This is a genomic window from Selenomonas sp. oral taxon 126, from assembly GCF_001683335.1.
Lineage (GTDB): Bacteria > Bacillota > Negativicutes > Selenomonadales > Selenomonadaceae > Centipeda.
Map to the genome: position 1 here is coordinate 2,388,487 of NZ_CP016201.1, position 16,816 is coordinate 2,405,302.

At 50.0% G+C, this 16,816-nt stretch carries 15 protein-coding genes, 1 pseudogene and 1 riboswitch; of the genes and pseudogenes, 7 read left to right on the plus strand and 9 right to left on the minus strand.

What is annotated here, in order from left to right; genetic code table 11:
- The coding region (locus AXF19_RS15565; RefSeq protein WP_237141601.1) for a PD-(D/E)XK nuclease family protein at positions 1 to 1,315 on the plus strand (1,315 nt) is incomplete at its 5' end.
- A 64-nt stretch (positions 1,316 to 1,379) separates the two neighbouring features.
- On the opposite strand, the gene AXF19_RS15570 is transcribed toward AXF19_RS15565, so the two are convergent.
- Entirely contained in the window at positions 1,380 to 1,796 is a 417-nt protein-coding gene (locus AXF19_RS15570; RefSeq protein ID WP_066848713.1) for a hypothetical protein, read from the minus strand.
- Between the two features lie 96 nt (positions 1,797 to 1,892).
- Positions 1,893 to 2,041, minus strand: a riboswitch (molybdenum cofactor riboswitch).
- A gap of 131 nt (positions 2,042 to 2,172) precedes the next feature.
- Here AXF19_RS15570 and AXF19_RS10870 point away from each other — a divergent pair.
- From AXF19_RS10870 to AXF19_RS10895, 6 genes are all read left to right on the plus strand, one after another.
- Positions 2,173 to 2,520 carry a histidine triad nucleotide-binding protein gene (locus tag AXF19_RS10870; protein WP_066848716.1) on the plus strand — a complete coding sequence of 116 codons (348 nt, stop codon included), beginning with the start codon at positions 2,173 to 2,175 and terminating at the stop codon, positions 2,518 to 2,520.
- Between the two features lie 149 nt (positions 2,521 to 2,669).
- Positions 2,670 to 2,948: a hypothetical protein gene (locus AXF19_RS10875; RefSeq protein WP_066848719.1), complete on the plus strand. Its 279-nt coding sequence runs from the start codon at positions 2,670 to 2,672 to the stop codon at positions 2,946 to 2,948.
- Positions 2,938 to 3,411: a tRNA adenosine(34) deaminase TadA gene (gene tadA, locus AXF19_RS10880; RefSeq protein ID WP_066848723.1), complete on the plus strand. Its 474-nt coding sequence runs from the start codon at positions 2,938 to 2,940 to the stop codon at positions 3,409 to 3,411. The genes AXF19_RS10875 and tadA overlap by 11 nt, the downstream gene beginning before the upstream one ends.
- A gap of 516 nt (positions 3,412 to 3,927) precedes the next feature.
- Entirely contained in the window at positions 3,928 to 5,631 is a 1,704-nt protein-coding gene (locus AXF19_RS10885; protein WP_066848726.1) for a ribonuclease J, read from the plus strand.
- Positions 5,632 to 5,787: 156 nt separating this feature from the next.
- Positions 5,788 to 6,639 carry a transketolase gene (locus AXF19_RS10890; protein ID WP_066848729.1) on the plus strand — a complete coding sequence of 284 codons (852 nt, stop codon included), beginning with the start codon at positions 5,788 to 5,790 and terminating at the stop codon, positions 6,637 to 6,639.
- A gap of 2 nt (positions 6,640 to 6,641) precedes the next feature.
- On the plus strand, positions 6,642 to 7,583 hold the full coding sequence (locus AXF19_RS10895) for a transketolase family protein (RefSeq protein WP_066848732.1): 942 nt from the start codon (positions 6,642 to 6,644) through the stop codon (positions 7,581 to 7,583).
- Positions 7,584 to 7,627: 44 nt separating this feature from the next.
- Here AXF19_RS10895 and AXF19_RS10900 read toward each other — a convergent pair whose 3' ends face one another.
- The 8 genes and pseudogenes from AXF19_RS10900 to AXF19_RS14030 all read right to left on the minus strand — a co-directional run bounded on the left by AXF19_RS10900 (position 7,628) and on the right by AXF19_RS14030 (position 16,816).
- On the minus strand, positions 7,628 to 9,298 hold the full coding sequence (locus tag AXF19_RS10900) for a ShlB/FhaC/HecB family hemolysin secretion/activation protein (protein ID WP_066848735.1): 1,671 nt from the start codon (positions 9,296 to 9,298) through the stop codon (positions 7,628 to 7,630).
- Positions 9,299 to 9,335: 37 nt separating this feature from the next.
- Entirely contained in the window at positions 9,336 to 9,743 is a 408-nt protein-coding gene (locus AXF19_RS10905; protein WP_216634937.1) for a hypothetical protein, read from the minus strand.
- On the minus strand, positions 9,730 to 10,125 hold the full coding sequence (locus AXF19_RS14410; RefSeq protein WP_157092504.1) for a hypothetical protein: 396 nt from the start codon (positions 10,123 to 10,125) through the stop codon (positions 9,730 to 9,732). Before AXF19_RS14410 ends, AXF19_RS10905 begins: the two co-directional genes overlap by 14 nt.
- A gap of 2 nt (positions 10,126 to 10,127) precedes the next feature.
- Complete coding sequence (locus AXF19_RS15575) at positions 10,128 to 10,835, minus strand: hypothetical protein (RefSeq protein WP_237141602.1); 708 nt, start codon at positions 10,833 to 10,835, stop codon at positions 10,128 to 10,130.
- A 253-nt stretch (positions 10,836 to 11,088) separates the two neighbouring features.
- Positions 11,089 to 11,733 (minus strand): hypothetical protein, encoded by a 645-nt coding sequence (locus tag AXF19_RS10915; RefSeq protein ID WP_066848745.1) that lies wholly within the window; start codon positions 11,731 to 11,733, stop codon positions 11,089 to 11,091.
- A gap of 3 nt (positions 11,734 to 11,736) precedes the next feature.
- Positions 11,737 to 14,070: pseudogene (locus tag AXF19_RS15580) on the minus strand (hemagglutinin repeat-containing protein); the annotation flags it as partial.
- A gap of 53 nt (positions 14,071 to 14,123) precedes the next feature.
- Positions 14,124 to 15,032, minus strand: a complete 909-nt coding sequence (locus tag AXF19_RS10930) for a hypothetical protein (protein WP_066848754.1) — start codon at positions 15,030 to 15,032, stop codon at positions 14,124 to 14,126.
- Positions 15,029 to 16,816 carry a hemagglutinin repeat-containing protein gene (locus AXF19_RS14030; RefSeq protein WP_084784821.1) on the minus strand — a complete coding sequence of 596 codons (1,788 nt, stop codon included), beginning with the start codon at positions 16,814 to 16,816 and terminating at the stop codon, positions 15,029 to 15,031. The genes AXF19_RS10930 and AXF19_RS14030 overlap by 4 nt, the downstream gene beginning before the upstream one ends.

A 16,816-nucleotide genomic window follows, 5' to 3' on the forward strand; every position in this document is an offset into this window, starting at 1 on the left:
CCCCGTTGTCTTCCTCGCCAATATTGCGGGCACATTCAACACACAGGACACGAAGGGCGACCTCCTCTATCACGCACATGAGGGAATCGGACTGCGCGTCTCTGAGAATACGGCAGCAGGGCGACAGAAATACGATACCTTGGCAAGGAGGAAGGTCAGGAACATCATTCAGCGTGAGTCTATCGCGGAGGAAATGCGCATCCTCTACGTCGCCATGACGCGCGCGCAAGAAAAGCTAATCTTGACGGGAACACTCAGCATCACGCGCACGGGCAGGGATGCACTGGAGCAGCTGCGCGCCTTCTGTCTGAGATACGCACAGACGCAGGAGCAGCAGTTTCCCGCATCTGCCGTCCTCTCAGCGAAATGCTATCTCGACTGGATTGCGCTCGCACTTATGCGTCACCCCGACGGCACGCCGCTGTTCGAAGATGAGGACGAAATTGTCCATCGTCAGCCGTCACATCCGCAGGCACGCTTCCATGTGAGGATTCTGGACGAGAGTGTCCGTGTCGCTCAGACAGAGGCGCAGGAGGCGACGGATGACATCCTCTCCGCAGTCCGTGCGGATGAGCCGCTGCCGAGCGGCGGAGAGGCAGAGCGCGTTGCAGCCGTGCTGGACTGGACATACGACCTGCGCGGCACAGCGCATATCCACGCCAAGACCAGTGTGACCGAGCTGAAGCGGCAGCAGACGGCAGAGGAAGAACTGCCTACACCGTTCCTGCCCGCCGTCGGCGTTGCCGAAGTGCAGCCGGAGTGGGAAATGCCGCGTTTCCTGCGCGCGGCGGAGCGGGAGCAGCTGACACCGATGGAGCGCGGCACGGCAATGCACACCGTCATGCAGCAGCTCGATCTCGATCATGCGGAGAATATCGCTGCCATCGCGGCGCAGGCAGATGAACTCCTGACGAAGGGCATTCTCACGGAGGCGGAGCGCAGGAGCATCGATGTCACGAAGATCTGGAAATTTGCATCGTCGTCCCTTGGGCGGCGTATGCGCACGGCAAAGGCGGTCTACCGTGAGCTGCCGTTTGGGCGGCTGCTCCCTGCGCAGCGCTACTATGAGGAGGCGACAGATACATCCGATCGGATCTTCCTGCAAGGCATCATCGACGTACTCTTCGAGGACGAACACGGCGACTACATCCTGCTCGACTACAAGACGGATCGCGGGATTTCCGCTACCACTGCGCGCAGACGCTACCAGTTCCAGATCGACCTCTACTGCGATGCCGTCGAGACCATCCTGCACAAGCCGGTCAAGGAACGCTATCTCTTCCTGCTCGATACGGGCACAGCAGTAAAGATGTGAAAAGCATAAAAAACAGGGCTGTTGCACGAAGTCATTTTTTGACTCATGCAACAGCCCTTGTGTTTCAACTCACCGGTGGAATCGGGACATAGGTGCGGCTCTCCGGAATGCCCTCATAGCCGACTATCTTTGCCGTGACCCCATAGAGATTTTCCAAATTCTTCTCTGTCATGACATCATCGGTTCGACCAATGCTAAATTTGCCGTCGCGCCCCATCACGACAACATCGCGAACGGTGAAAGGGAAAGGCGGTGTATGTGCCTGTGGGACGTATGCAATCGCGCGGGCGCGGTAACCGCGATCCGCAATCTCCTGCGCTGTGATCGTATTCGTCGTGACAAGGTACTTGTCAACGCCCTCCGCCTCGACCTGTACGGTGTCCGTATCATAGGCTGTGTCCGCAGCGTGTGCCTGCGGCATGAATGCAATCCCGCTTGTGATTGCCGCAATCAGGGCGTAGTACTTCCGTGTTCGTTTCATGAATACCTCTCCTTTTCAGCTCTCCACATACCAAAAGGGACTGTTTCCCGTACGAATCGCACGACAAACAGTCCCTGCGCGAAAAATCTCATGGCAGTCCGTTCCTGCCGTTTTCCTTTTCAATACGGGAAGACCCGCGCATTTCTGCGATAGCCCTGTGAGCGTAAGTGTCCCCAAATCCTTCGCTCAGACGCAATATCATAGGCTCTGCCCTTAGATATTTTTGCTCGGAAAACAATTTTATTTAATTGTTGTTTAATTCTATCAAATTATAACAGCGCTGTGATATTTTACATAAGGGATCGCATATTGCAGGAATCATTTACTCTTTGGCGAATTAGTCCAATACAAAACATATTGAAAGGAAGCGAGTGAAATGACGGATTGTATCTTTTGCAGGATTGCACAGGGAGAGATTCCCTCGACAAAGGTCTATGAGGACGATCAGGTGCTTGCGTTCCGCGACCTCGATCCGCAGGCGCCGGAGCATGTTCTCATCATTCCGAAGAAGCATCTTGCGAGTGTGCTGGACTTTGCGGAAGAGGATCGGGATCTGGCAGCGCATATTCTGACCACCGCTGTGCCGCAGATTGCACGAGAGCTCGGTGTCGCTGACGGTGGGTTCCGCCTCGTGACGAATACGGGTGCGGATGGAGGACAGACGGTCGGGCATCTGCATTTCCACCTTCTCGGCGGACGCTCCCTCGCATGGCCGCCGGGCTGACGGAGCACACAACATAGCGCATTAAGGCAGTATTATTTCACGTTATATTGTGGTAAATACTGCCTTTTTTGTTTAAGTTCCATCGCGGGCAGACGATATTATTGATATAAGATAGAATAGTGTGTCAATAATGATGGGAGGTGTCAGCGATGGTAGAACGTGTTGAGCGCGTGATGCGTGTAAAGCGGCTGCGGTTCAATAACGATGAGCTGTTTGAGCGCAGAAAAGGCTTTGAAGAAAAGGAACAGGACGAGACATTCGCATCTATTTTTGAAGATGAGATAGAAAAGAAGAAAAAGCGCCAGATGGAAAGCTCCTCTGCGAATCGAGCCTATCAGCTTGAGGTCGGTCGTCCGACGCAGTCCCTCTTTTATCAGGGGAAAGCTGATATCTCGGATGTGAAGGGGAAGCTGCCCAATGCCGGATGATGACTATGGAATGCGGCTGGCGCTGGCAGAGGCGGAGCGTGCATATGCGCTCGGTGAGGTTCCGATCGGCGCCGTCATTCTGAATGGCGCCGGGGAGCTGATTGCCAGCGGATACAATCTTCGCGAGACGGAACATGATGCAACGGCACATGCCGAACTGATTGCGATTCGGTGCGCCTGTCAGAGTCTTGGGCGTTGGCGGCTCACGGGGCTGACCCTATATGTGACGATCGAGCCGTGTCCCATGTGCGCCGGGGCAATTGTCATGAGCCGCATCAGCCGCGTTGTGTACGGCAGTACGGATACGAAAGCAGGGGCATGTGAATCTCTCTTCAACATCACGGGCTGCCCCGCACTCAACCATCAGCCGGAAATACGTGCCGGCGTGCTCGCGGACGAGTGCTCAGAGATCATCAAGCGCTTCTTTCGGGAGCGCAGAAAAAATAAGAATGTAGAAGTATAGACGATCACGTTCGAGATGAATTTCTTTGCAGTGCAAAAGACATCCACAGCGCATTTGCCGTGGATGTTTTTTCGTGGTGGTGCGCCCGGCGGCGCACGTTTCTAAGCGGTGCAAGACCGGAGTCTGCCCGGTAGCGGGAAAGACATAGCCTATCAGTCTGTACACGCAACCTATTGAAACCGCCGTGTACCGAACGGTATGCACGGTGGTGTGAGAGGACGGCGGCTAATCACCACCTCCTACTCAATTGTCTGTACAAAATTTATTTGCATTGTTGCAGTCAGGATGGTAAAATAGCCTCAAGTGAATGGATCGGATCATTTTTCTTGCGGTTTTCGGTCAGCTGTGCGGTCGTATTTTTTCACAGCAATGACAGCGAAAGCAGCGCTTTCCCATGTGGCGACGATGGAGGGAATCCCCTCCGGTCGCTGTATTTTCGTGTGGATGAATTCTGATTTCATGATCGAATGGATGAACAATATTTAAGGAGGGACACAGTGAAGATGTCCCTTATCTATGGAGGTGTGTTTTTTGTCGTTAAATCGTAATGGCAATCATGGGAAAAATGTGCAGAAGGTACAGGTCATACCGCTCGGCGGTCTTGGCGAAATCGGAAAGAACATGACTGCCATCCGTGTGGATGATGAGATTCTCGTTGTGGACTCCGGGCTCATGTTCCCGGAGGAGGATATGCTCGGCATCGACCTCGTCATTCCGGATATTACCTATCTGATCGAAAACAGAGACAAGGTCAAGGCAATCGTCCTGACGCACGGACATGAGGATCACATCGGCGCGCTGCCCTATGTGATGAAGCAGATTCCCGCGCCCGTCTACGGGACGCGTCTGACGCTCGGCATCCTCGAGGGGCGTCTCAAGGAGAACGGGGTGGATTCGAGCAATCTGCACTCCGTCATGGCGGGGGACATCATCAACATCGGCTGCTTCAGCGTCGGCTTTATTCGCGTGAACCACTCGATCCCCGACGCGGTCGGGCTCTCGATCAAAACGCCCGTGGGCATGATCGTCCATACGGGCGACTTCAAGCTCGACTATACGCCGGTCGACGGGCAGATGACGGATTTCCGCCGCTTCTCCGATCTCGGCAACAAGGGCGTGCTCCTCCTCCTCGCCGACAGCACGAACGCGGAGCGCGAGGGGCATACGGCGAGCGAGCGCACGGTTGGTGCGGCGTTCGACAAGGCCTTCCACAATGTGCGTGGGCGCATCATTGTCGCGACATTCTCATCGAATGTCCACCGCATCCAGCAGGTTATCGATACGGCGGTCAAGTACAAGCGGCGTGTTGCCGTACTCGGGCGCAGCATGGAGAATGTGGTCGGCATCTCGCTGGATCTGGGCTATCTGACAGCACCCGAGGGGACGATCATCGGCATCGATGAGGTGAACAACTTCCGTCCCGAGCAGATCGTCATCGTGACGACGGGCAGTCAGGGTGAGCCGATGTCTGCGCTCTCGCGCATGGCGGCATCCGATCACCGCAAGATTACGATTGTGCCGGGCGATACAGTCATCATCTCGGCAACGCCGATCCCGGGCAATGAGAAGCTTGTCTCTAAGACGGTGGACAATCTGATGAAGCTCGGTGCGAACGTCATCTATGGGCGTGACAAGGGCATTCACGTCTCGGGGCACGGCAGCCGCGAGGAACTCAAGCTCATGCACAATCTCGTGCGTCCGAAGTTCTTTATGCCCGTGCACGGCGAATACCATCACCTCGTGCAGCACGCAAGCCTTGCACGCGAACTCGGTATGCCGAAGGAAAATATCTTTATCAGTGAGAATGGTCAGATCCTCGAGTTCACGAAGGAGAAGGGACAGGTTGTCGGACGCGTGCAGTCCGGCATGGTCATGGTCGATGGTCTCGGTGTCGGCGATGTGGGCAATATCGTCCTGCGTGACCGCCGTCAGCTCTCTCAGGACGGTATCCTTATCATTGTCGTAACTATGGATCGTCAAAATAACCGTGTGGTTTCGGGACCCGACATCGTCTCGCGCGGCTTCGTCTACGTGCGTGAATCCGAGGCGCTGATGGAGGAGGCGCGTGCGCGCGTCCAGCAGGCGCTTGACCGCTGCGAGGATGAGAACGTGCGCGAGTGGTCGGCGATCAAGTCGAATGTGCGCGACGCACTCAGCCGCTATCTCTTCGATAAGACGCGCCGCCGCCCGATGATCCTACCCATCATTATGGAGATCTGAGGAATTTGATACAATGAGGTCGCCTCTTTTGGGGCGACTTTTCTTTTTGTAAATTTTTCAAAAAATTGTAGTCTTGTGCGTCTTGCAGGCAAGCGAAAAAAAGGGTAGAATGAGGGCTGTATTGATATTGTGTTGATTGGGGCGAGGAGGAGTTTTATGACAGCAACTGAAGAGAAGGAGCTTCGTCTTTTTGCGGTGAAGGTGCGCGAGGGGATTTTGCGCGGTACGCATGCAGCAAAGAGCGGTCACCCCGGTGGCTCACTTTCATCGACGGAGTACTTTACCTATCTCTACAACAAGGAAATTCGTGTTGATCCGAAGAACCCCCACGATCCGAATCGCGACCGCTTCGTCCTCTCGAAGGGGCATGTTGCGCCCGGACTCTATGCGACGCTTGCCAATCGCGGTTTCTTTCCCGTGGATGAGCTGCTGACGCTGCGTCACATCGGCTCACGTCTGCAGGGACATCCGAATATGAACCTTACGCCGGGCGTGGATATGTCTACGGGCTCGCTCGGGCAGGGCATTTCGACGGCGGCGGGCATGGCAAAGGGCGCAAAGTATCTCGGCAAGGACATCAATGTCTACACGCTGCTCGGCGACGGTGAGCTTGCCGAGGGGCAGGTCTGGGAGGCGCTCATGTTCTCGGCGCACTACAAGCTGGATAACCTCTGCATCGCAGTGGATGTCAACGGCCTCCAGATCGACGGCGCAACGGCAGATGTCATGAACACGGCACCGATCGACGCGAAGTTTGAGGCGTTCGGCTGTGCGGTTATTTGGATTGACGGGCATGACTACAATGCACTGGAAGAGGCGTTCAAGGCATTCCATGCAAACAAGGGGACAGGAAAGCCAACCGCGATCCTTATGAAGACAGTGAAGGGCAAGGACATCTCCTTTATGGAGAACAATGCCGGCTGGCATGGCAAGGCACCCAATGATGACGAACTCGCACGAGGCCTTGAGGAACTGGCTGCGATTCGCAAGCAGATTGAGGAGGCATGAGCATGGCAGACGTAAAGAAAGTTGCAACGCGTGACAGCTACGGAAACGGACTTGTAGAGCTCGGCAAAGAACATGAAAATATTGTTGTTCTGGATGCGGATCTCGCAGGGGCGACGAAGAGCGGAACATTCAAGAAGGCATTTCCCGATCGTCACTTTAACTGCGGCATTGCAGAGTGTGATATGGTCGGCGTCGGTGCGGGACTCTCGACGATGGGGCTCGTGCCGTTCGTGTCCACCTTTGCCATGTTTGCGGCGGGGCGCGCCTACGAGCAGGTGCGCAACACGATCGGCTATCCGCATCTGAATGTCAAGATCTGCGCGACGCACGGCGGCATTTCCGTCGGCGAGGACGGCGCATCCCATCAGTGCTGCGAGGACTTTGCCCTCATGCGGACGGTTCCCGGCATGACGGTCATGTGCCCCTCGGACGATGTGGAGGCGCGCAAGATGGTGCACGCTGCGTACGAGATGGAGGGTCCTGTATACATCCGCTTCGGGCGTGCGGCGACGCCGGTCTATCATGACGAGTCATATGAATTCGCCATTGGAAAGGGCGAGGTCATTCAGGACGGTATGGATGTCGCCATCATCGCGACGGGCATTCTCGTCCCCGAGGCAATCAAGGCAGGAAAGCTCCTCGCTGCTGAGGGCATCAAGGCGCGCGTCATCAACATGGCGACAATCAAGCCGCTCGATGAGGAGCTTGTCATTCGCGCGGCGCGGGAATGCGGGAAGATTGTGACCGTCGAGGAGCACAATATCCTTGGCGGACTTGGCGAGGCAGTTGCAGGCGTTGTTACCGAGCATGCCCCCGTTCCCGTCCATCGCATCGGCGTTCGTGACGAGTTCGGGCACTCCGGCCCTGCGGCGGAACTGCTCAAGCAGTTCGGACTGACGGCAGAGCACATCACTGCGCAGACGAAGACCTTCGTCGGGAAATAAACGAAGTTGTGAAGACGCTTTTACATTTGTAGAGGCGTCTTTTTTTAGAACCTTACCCCGAGGGAGAATCCATAAGTCGCATTTGGCGTATGGAATCCCTCGGGTTTTCTTATGGGCATCGCCGCAAAGACATCATAGGAGACGGTATCAATCGCTCCGCGCAGTCCGACTGCTGCGCCCATCATCGTATGTCCGTTATAGAGATCAGCCCCATATCCATAGACCGCACCGACATCAAGCCCAAGATAGAGTTCCGCCTTTTGTTTCGGAAACCGTGTCGCGAACTCGTTCCGCAGATACCATCCGTTTGTTCCCATCAGCGTAACCTCGCCGTCGAAGCCGCGCACCGTATAGCGATTGCCCATGCTGATCATATCTACACCATAGAGCCGCATCCCGTCCATCGTATACTGTCCGTGAAAGGATGTCGTAAATGTTGCGGGGCGATGACTGAACTCAAATGGATGCACAAAGTCCACATCGAGCAGCCACATTCGATAGAGCGTCTTAGGCGCATCGGCAAAAGCCTTTTCTTCCTGCGCACCCATCCATCCGAGACCGAACCTGTGCGCCAGACGGAAATAGAGCGTATTGCGCTGGATATAGAGGCGCTCTGCATAGCCGATCTCCATCGAGGTCTGGTGCATCGCCTGGATGGGCAGCTCGACATCGTTCAAAAAGCTATGGGAGTTCCGTTTCCGCAAACGAATATCCATGCTCGTCTTCATGACAGCTGAGCGATGCAGTACATAGTCCCATGACAGCGTAGAGATATTTGAATCTCCCGCACTGATGAAATCATAGGGAACGCTCTCTACCGTCTGATGATATTTCGAGCGTTGATAGGAAAATGAGAATGTATGCCGTCCATAGGGATAGGTGTAGCTGATATTGTGCCCGCGCGTTCCCTTCTCATATCCATCCTGTGCGCCGTCAAGATTCATGCCGATGCGGAGCATATCGTTCTTGTGAAAGGGCTGATCGATACCGATGGAGGTATACCATTGGAGCTTTCCCGTATCTTCAAGACCTGAGTCATCCACGGAGATCGTACCGTAGAAATTCTTCCCGCGTTTCACTGTCAGCACAACATCTGTCCGCTGCGGCTGTTCCGAGGGGAGGAGCTGGACGGAGATATCCTGTGAGGGGAGACGCTTCGCCTGTTCGATGCCCTGCTCGATGTCGCGTACGTTCAGAATATCTCCCTCGTGGAAGGGAAAGAGATTCTTCCAGTAGAGCGTATCGCTGCCCTCGGCAAAATGAACGGTGCCGATATAGCCGATCTGCAGAACGAGACGAAGTTCTCCCGATGAGAGATTCTGTTCCGGCACAACAATACGGCTCGTAGAGAACCCACGAGCCATGAGGGACTGATTCATCGCATTGATGAGCTTGTTGATGTCGCTGAGCGACAGTTCCTTGCCCACATAGGGACGAGCGATACGTTCGAGGAAGCGGAATCGCTCCACTTGGTTCTCAATCGTGATCTGAGAGATGTGGAATCGAACGCTCTCATCTGCGGGAAGATCAACAGATGGGGGAGGGGCGACAATCGTCTCCACACGCTCCTCACCGAGACGATTCTGCCGCTCTGCCTCCTGCGCCCGTGACTGATCGAGCTGCTCCTGCTGTGCAGGGGCAGCGATAGCAGGAGGAGCAGAGAAGGAGAGGAGGGGGATGAGGAGGAGAATTGAGGGACGGTTGAGTGTTTTCAAGTGGAGTCACCTACTTTACAGATATAAAATATGTATATTATAGTGTATCATCTTCGATGATAATCGTAATAATACATTTATTTGTGTTTTTTTCTACTTCTATACAGTAATCTTTTTTATGTGCTGTAATGTTATTTCTGTTTGTTTCTATATTGTGCCAACCTCCCTGCTCCATAGTCTGTTTATTAAATACGCTTTCGATATCTCCTTTGGCATAAATCTGAAACTTTCTCATACCACCAATGTATTCTTCTCTTTTTATATTGAGGATATCCAGTGTTTGCATCTCTTTTATATCATGCAAAGCATAAATCAGCTGTAAATCATTGTTTGAAGATGTATTACTTGTATGTAAAGGGTAATAAAAATATCCATAGACCCACACCGATATAAAAACAAGAACTCCTAAGTATTTGAGTATCTTCATAAATTTACCAAGCTCCATTTGAAAGAATCATTTTATGTGTTCCAGTTTTCGATTCACTCAAATAAAAATGACATAATCCATCTGATGTAGAGAAATGTCCTCGTTCATTCGAGTGGCTTTGAAAGCCATGCTTATATAATATATCCTTATAAGACTCCAAATCCTCATCAAATGATTTCGTAGAGGTGTACTCAAGTTTGATACGAAATGGCTTACCGACGACATCTAAAATTTCTGAGTGAATAATATCCTCTTGTGGAGGAAAATTTATTGATTGGAATACTTTCGTGAAAATATTCCAATTATCAGATTTGTTTTCAAAGTTCTCATGTATTGAAAGTAATACACCTCCAACAATTGCTATACTACATATGATAAATAAAATATGTGTGTTTTTCATGATTAGAAATCCTTCTGATTACCTTCGTAGAAAACGTAGCCAGCTGATAAACTTATCGTAGGAGTAGAGGATACAGCATTGTATATAAAGGAATATCCATTGACGTTAGTGGATCGTCCATGTTCTAAACCAAAACCTGCAGACCATCCCATTGAAAAACCCGTTAGTTGTTCCTTTAATATCTCTGGATCTGTAACAATATTTCCTTGTGGGTCTTCTAGATATCCCCGTCCCATGGTATAGGCTCCAACAAAGGCTGAAACCCCACCCTCTATATTATAAGAAGAATAAACCGGAGTGCCTTCAACATTAAATACCATAACCATTCCACTGAGAGAAACTGCATCTCCTCCAGAAACCGCAATAAGATTACACGTTCCCTCTGGTAGGTTTTTTACTAAATCATCATCTCGAATACATTCTCTTACAAAATCACTTTCTGTAAGCAAACTATTCCACTTCGTCCCACTCGCCGCCGAAATTGCTCCTGCTGTTGCATCTCCATTGACTATTTTTGCGGCAGCTGCGCCAAGGACTCCACTAGCTATCTGGGCAATAGTAGGGTCAAGACCTTTCAGATTGTTAATCAGTGCTTCGTTGAGACCGGCACCTGCTGCACCCGAAGCAAAGCCAGCTCCTGTGATCTGGCTCAGGATGCCGGCAACAGCTGCGTGCGCGGCAATCTTGCCTACACTGCCGTCGTCCTTCATGTTATGCAGGAGACGGAATGCCTCTTCACCAAATACGGCAGCAAGCTCCTGCTGTTTCTCGATTTTCGCCTTGTCGAAGATTTTACCGAGTTCGTTGAGCGAGTTTGCTGTGTCACGGCTGAGGGCGGAGATGTCCTGCGTGGGATTCTCACGGATGTCGATGGTTCCCGGTGCGATGGCAGCTTTTGTGGTGCTGTCTGCATCGCCTTTTGTGGGGGATGCAAGGGAATCCTTTTAGTCTGCTAGGTCATGTCTAATCAAAATAATATAACAACAGTTTTCGATAATCAATCGTGCCTTCCCTTTTCAACGGCAGAGGATGAGCAAATTGGTGCAACATTACGGGATATGCCAAGATTCGTTCGTAAAAGAGGTGATCTCTCTCCTCCAACTCTGTTTCACTGTGAAGAATGGTTAATTCATCGTCACTATATTTTGCCAGTGCTTTTGATAAATATTTGTAGTCCGGGGAGGTTAGATCGACCTCCGGATTAATCAGGAGCGTAACATGAAACGGCTCAGATTGGACTATATAGAACCCCACGCTTCCATACACATAAAACTTATTTTCCTCATAGAACAATCCCATATCCTTTTCCCATGTGTATACTTCTTCGTCAAGGACGCGTACTCTACTCGCTCCGCCATACCTTGTCCATTCCTCTAAATGCATGTCCCATAATTCAGAATGTTTATCTTTACGATAAACAACTATTTGGCTTTTATTAAAGGACTCTATATATCCTTTAAAAGCAAATGGTGAATTAATTGGAGCAAACCATGTATTCAGCCAATATTTAAATCCGAATAGAACCTGATAAAGGATCCATACACTTAATAAAGCGCCGCACAGCTTGCCTCCGCGGAGAACTATCTTTTTGATACGATCTATCACCATAGGTCAATCCTCCGACAAGGAAACAGTTCCTTGAATTTCTGCTGTCCATGGGAAGGGCTGTAGATATCCAAGGCTTTGATTGACCCACGCCGCATTATTAATCGTATCAGTGAAAGCGTTTTTCCAACTATATTCTGGATCTCCCAATTTCCATTGATGAAGGTCAAAATTATAAGCATCTCCGGCAAGTCCGTTGAATGAAATCTTGCCGTCCATGTCACGATGTACCCGAATAGCTAGCTTTGTCCAGCCGGCAAAATAATGTTCATCTAGGCTTGCTGGATCTATATTCAGATTAATGGACATATAGATGTCTCGCGTCTCTCCGGGAGAGAAGTGCGTGCCAAGGTCCTTGATCTTTTGGGTTATTGCATTGGAACGACTCATATTGGAGGATGTAAAAGTCCCCACGGAGAAATGGCGCGGCCATCCATTTGCGATATGTGCATATATCAGCGCGTCTGATGCCATGGGCGTGTCTTTGATAGCCAAAGAACCTAAGGCCCCTAGTATCGCTAAGCTTTTCATTGGGATTGACCCTGGCGCAAGAAATGAAAACGGATATTTTTTTCTCATTATATCTGTTAGGGTAGTTCTTCCATCCACCCATTCTTGATGGACTCTTTGCCGCAGGATATCCTTGGCTTCCTCAAGGGAGTTAGTCTCTCTGTATTCTACTCCATATAAGTTGATGATATCTTTTGATGTTCCATCTGAATCCCCCCACCTAAATACAGACTGTTCCCCTGTTTTTTTGGCATTTGGTTCCCCGTAATGATCCATTTTATCAACAGTGTATACTTCGCCTTTTTTTGTTAAAGGATTTCCGTGAAGCATCATCCGATCAATACCGGCGTCATGTATCACTTCTAGATCAAATACTTTCCCGTCTTTATCAATTGCAACGGCGACTTTTTCTCCGTCCACTGTTGCATAGCGAATGGAATACTCTCCGTCTTTTAGCTTCTTATATTTTTCCGATTCATTTAACTCGTTAAGTTGCTCTAAGATTTCTGGCAGCCTTTCGTATTTGTTCCACTTCGTCCCGCTCACTGCAGCACTCGCACCTGCCTGTGCATTCCCTCCGATTGCCTTAGCGGCAGCCGCGCCGATGATGGCACTGATGAGCTGCGCTGTGCCGGGGTCTTTGCCGTCAAGTGCTTTAATGAGTGCTTCGTTGAGTCCCGCACCAATTGCACCCGAAGCAAAGCCGGCTCCTGTGATCTGGCTCAGGATGCCGGCAACAGCTGCGTGCGCGGCAATCTTGCCTACACTGCCGTCGTCCTTCATGTTATGCAGGAGACGGAATGCCTCTTCGCCGAATACGGCGGCAAGTTCCTGCCGTTCTTCCATCGTTTGTTTGTCAAAGATGCGCCCTAGCTCATTGAGTGCATTCACAGTATCTCTGCTGAGGGCAGATATGTCCTGTGTCGGATTCTCACGGATGTCGATGGTCGCTGGTGCAACGGCAGATTTTGTGGTGCTGTCGGCACTTCCGACAACGGGCATGGGGAGAACCGGCGCAAGTCCTTTGGTGTTGTAAACCTTGTCTTGCTCGTCCTTGGTCATGTCGTCATAATTGCCATATTTGTGGTAGGAGGCGCCAATGCTCTTTGCACTGTAATCGGCTTCATTTTTAAGGTCGCTAAAGGAGAATGTCCCTGTGGAAAGATGGTTCTTGTCGGGAGTTGCGTTGCTCGCGATAATGCCGCCCTTTAGATCGGTATTCTTCTCGACGTAGATGTCAAAGCCGCCGCTTCCCGCGAAGAATCCTGCCTGTTCACGTGCACTGCGGTAGTGGGAGTCGATATTTCCCTTGTTCCAAGATGCACCAATGGTGGGCGCGAAGAATTTTCTCCCGGTGGTGGGAGCGGGGACTTTCGTATTGTTGGGCTTTGGCGTACTCTTCGTTGCGTTTGTGGTTGGAGGATTTTGTGTCTGACCCGTGGATTTGGTTGAAGTCTGTTTGTCCTTTGCCTTTACGCCCCACGAGATGCCGAAGCCCATAGAAGAGTTTTGTTCCTCGTAGGTCTCTTTCTCCTGCAAGGTTTCGATGTTCAGATTCCCGCCGACCTTTGCGGTGATCTTCTCTCCCTGTGCCTTGCTCCCAATGATGTCCATATCCTTGCCCGAGGTGAGGCTGAGATTATTTTCGGCGACAACGAGGGTAGGGGAGTAAGCGGTGAGCGATTCTTTGCTGTTGCCGTTGGCTTTGTTTGCATTGACGCTGATGTTCGAGAGTCCCTGTGGGGTAAAGGAAGCACCGATGCTTGCAGAGCTGAATTTGTTCTCAGTTGTGGTGATGCTTGTATTCTCGCCCGCTTCAAGGTGGAGATGTTCTGCGTCGGATTCTCACGAATGGCAATGGTTCTGTGAACAACGGCAGATTTTTAATCAGTTATAAAATGATGATCTTTATATCTCCATGTTGAGACACTTAAAGAGGATATACTCTTTGTTTTCATATCTAGGATAAATGGAGTATGTGAATATGTAATTGTATAAGGAATTCCATAGAGGGTTTGAATTTCTATATCTAAAAAACCGCCTGTGCTACTGCTTTTAGGATACATTGTCATTAAAACCTTTTCGTTATGATAATCGAGAACTTCATAGACATGGCTACCTAGAGAGTGTATGGTCTTGTTTTCTAGACTTATAATTTTAGAGCTCTTTTTCTTTTTATTATATATCAACAGGGTATCGTCAGAACACATTCCGCAAAATTCATCCTCTTTTGATAAAAATAATATACAGTAGTCTTTGTTAGAATCCATATAAATTAACTCGTTGTTTTTGTTTATCAGAGTAATTCCGTCTTGCCTTTTGCTTACAACACTGTTTGGTTTACGACCATAAAATGTTTTTACTATATCTTTGGTATTTATATCGAAAACAAATACCTTTTCTTCCTGAATGACATAAAGGTATTCCCCAAGATGAAATATCTTCTCATCCACATAGTGTGAAGAGGGGAGTTCACATAACATATCTATGGTGTTTCCTTTGAGTTCAGAAACAAAACATGTATCTGTTTGCCCCGTAGGATAAAGAATGGCGAAATAATCATGTGAACTTTTTTTCGTTAGAAAATAAATACCATCATATTTTTCATAGAGAGCATCGCCTAATTCAATATTCTCCCTTGAATCTTGTTCTAGTAACGACATGATATACCAGTCATTTCCTGAATCATGTATTAAAATTTTCTCATCAAGAGATTTACCCTTGTAGAAATTAAGCGATGTGAATATAAAAGAAACAGAAAGGAAAAAACAGAATATATATCGTAACTTCATTCGATAACCTCTTCTACCAACCCCTTTCCATGATTAAGAACCCAATCTGCATTTACTCTAAATGCGATTTGATCCGGGGCTATGTAAGTACTTAGTAGATACAAGGTTTCATTAATCTTAGGTGGTGCTCCCAAGTATCCATAGATCATAGGGGCGATTGATGTTGTAACGCAATTATGAGACAGCAACCGATAGTCAGAAACGCCACTAGGTAGTTCATAATAATATTTAACAGAGCGATTTCTTTCAATAAGCATTTGATTCGAAGGAGATACCTCTCTATACTCATATCCTCCATCGAATATTGCATGATTATAGGCATATACAGCATTATTGGGATCAATAATATTTGGATTGAAGAAGTATATCTTTCGAGTTGAATGATATGGATCAAAATCATTATCGATAAGATATCTACCTATTCCATTTGGCCATGCCCCAATACTGGGAACGTGTTTGGCACCATAGCGCCCATAGTTTGCTTCTTCATAGCTCCCATCTTCATTCTCTACAATAAATGAGACATGACCTGTGCCATCTGTTTCTACACCTATTCCGACACGGATGGGACGAGTATTTTTATCTTTTCCTAAGTGATTCCACTTCGTCCCGCTAATTGCCGCAGATGCTCCCGCGAGTGCATTCCCACCGGCAACCTTTGCGGCGGCGGCACCGAGCAGACCGCTGATCATTTGGGCGAGACCTGGATCCAGCCCTTTGAGGCTCTTGATGAGTGCCTCGTTGAGTCCCGCGCCGGCGGCACCCGAAGTGAAGCCGTTGCCCGTGATTTGGCTCAGGATGCCGGCAACAGCTGCGTGCGCGGCAATCTTGCCTACACTGCCGTCGTCCTTCATGTTATGCAGGAGACGGAATGCCTCTTCGCCGAATACGGCGGCAAGTTCCTGCCGTTCTTCCATCGTTTGTTTGTCAAAGATACGCCCTAGCTCATTGAGTGCATTCACAGTATCTCTGCTGAGGGCAGATATGTCCTGTGTCGGATTCTCACGGATGTCGATGGTCGCTGGTGCAACGGCAGATTTTGTTGTGCTGTCGGCACTTCCGACAACGGGCATGGGGAGAACCGGCGCAAGTCCTTTGGTGTTGTAAACCTTGTCTTGCTCGTCCTCTGACATGTTGTCATAGTTTCCATATTTGTGGTAGGAGGCGCCAATGCTCTTTGCGCTGTAGTCTGCCTCGTTTTTGAGATCGCTAAAGGAGAGTGTACCTGTGGAAAGTTTATTCTTATCAGGGGATGCTTCACTTGCGATAATGCCGCCCTTTAGATCGGTATTCTTTTCGATGTAGATGTCAAAGCCACCACTTCCAGCGAAAAATCCTGCCTGATCGCGTGCACTGCGGTAGTAGGAGTCGATATTTCCTTTGTTCCAAGATGCGCTGAATGTGGGCTTGAAGAAGGAACGAAGCGTTTCTATCTTCGTATTCCCGTTGGCGTCCGTCGTTTCCTTTTTCGTCTGGTTGACATTCCAAGAGACTCCGAAGCCCGCAGATTTATTCTGCTCCTCATAGTTCTCCTTCTCCTGCAAGGTTTCGATGTTCAGATTCCCGCCGACCTTTGCGGTGATCTTCTCTCCCTGTGCCTTGCTCCCGATGATGTCCATATCCTTGCCCGAGGTAAGGCTGAGAGTGTTCTCTGCGACAACGAGGGTAGGAGAGTAAGCGGTGAGCAATTCTTTGCTGTTGCCATTGGCTTTGTTCGCGTTGATGTTGATGTTCGAGAGCCCCTGCGGCGCAAAGGATGTATTCTCACCCACTTCAAGACGCAC

Bases quoted from the DNA above. Each gene is read 5' to 3' on its own strand.
- AXF19_RS10915 (WP_066848745.1), bottom strand. From the start codon at position 11,733: ATGGTGATAGATCGTATCAAAAAGATAGTTCTCCGCGGAGGCAAGCTG.
- AXF19_RS10885 (WP_066848726.1), top strand. From the start codon at position 3,928: ATGGAGGTGTGTTTTTTGTCGTTAAATCGTAATGGCAATCATGGGAAA.
- AXF19_RS14410 (WP_157092504.1), bottom strand. From the start codon at position 10,125: ATGAAAAACACACATATTTTATTTATCATATGTAGTATAGCAATTGTT.
- AXF19_RS10930 (WP_066848754.1), bottom strand. From the start codon at position 15,032: ATGAAGTTACGATATATATTCTGTTTTTTCCTTTCTGTTTCTTTTATA.
- tadA (WP_066848723.1), top strand. From the start codon at position 2,938: ATGCCGGATGATGACTATGGAATGCGGCTGGCGCTGGCAGAGGCGGAG.
- AXF19_RS10890 (WP_066848729.1), top strand. From the start codon at position 5,788: ATGACAGCAACTGAAGAGAAGGAGCTTCGTCTTTTTGCGGTGAAGGTG.
- AXF19_RS15570 (WP_066848713.1), bottom strand. From the start codon at position 1,796: ATGAAACGAACACGGAAGTACTACGCCCTGATTGCGGCAATCACAAGC.
- AXF19_RS15575 (WP_237141602.1), bottom strand. From the start codon at position 10,835: ATGAAGGACGACGGCAGTGTAGGCAAGATTGCCGCGCACGCAGCTGTT.
- AXF19_RS10895 (WP_066848732.1), top strand. From the start codon at position 6,642: ATGGCAGACGTAAAGAAAGTTGCAACGCGTGACAGCTACGGAAACGGA.
- AXF19_RS10905 (WP_216634937.1), bottom strand. From the start codon at position 9,743: ATGGAGCTTGGTAAATTTATGAAGATACTCAAATACTTAGGAGTTCTT.
- AXF19_RS10875 (WP_066848719.1), top strand. From the start codon at position 2,670: ATGGTAGAACGTGTTGAGCGCGTGATGCGTGTAAAGCGGCTGCGGTTC.
- AXF19_RS10870 (WP_066848716.1), top strand. From the start codon at position 2,173: ATGACGGATTGTATCTTTTGCAGGATTGCACAGGGAGAGATTCCCTCG.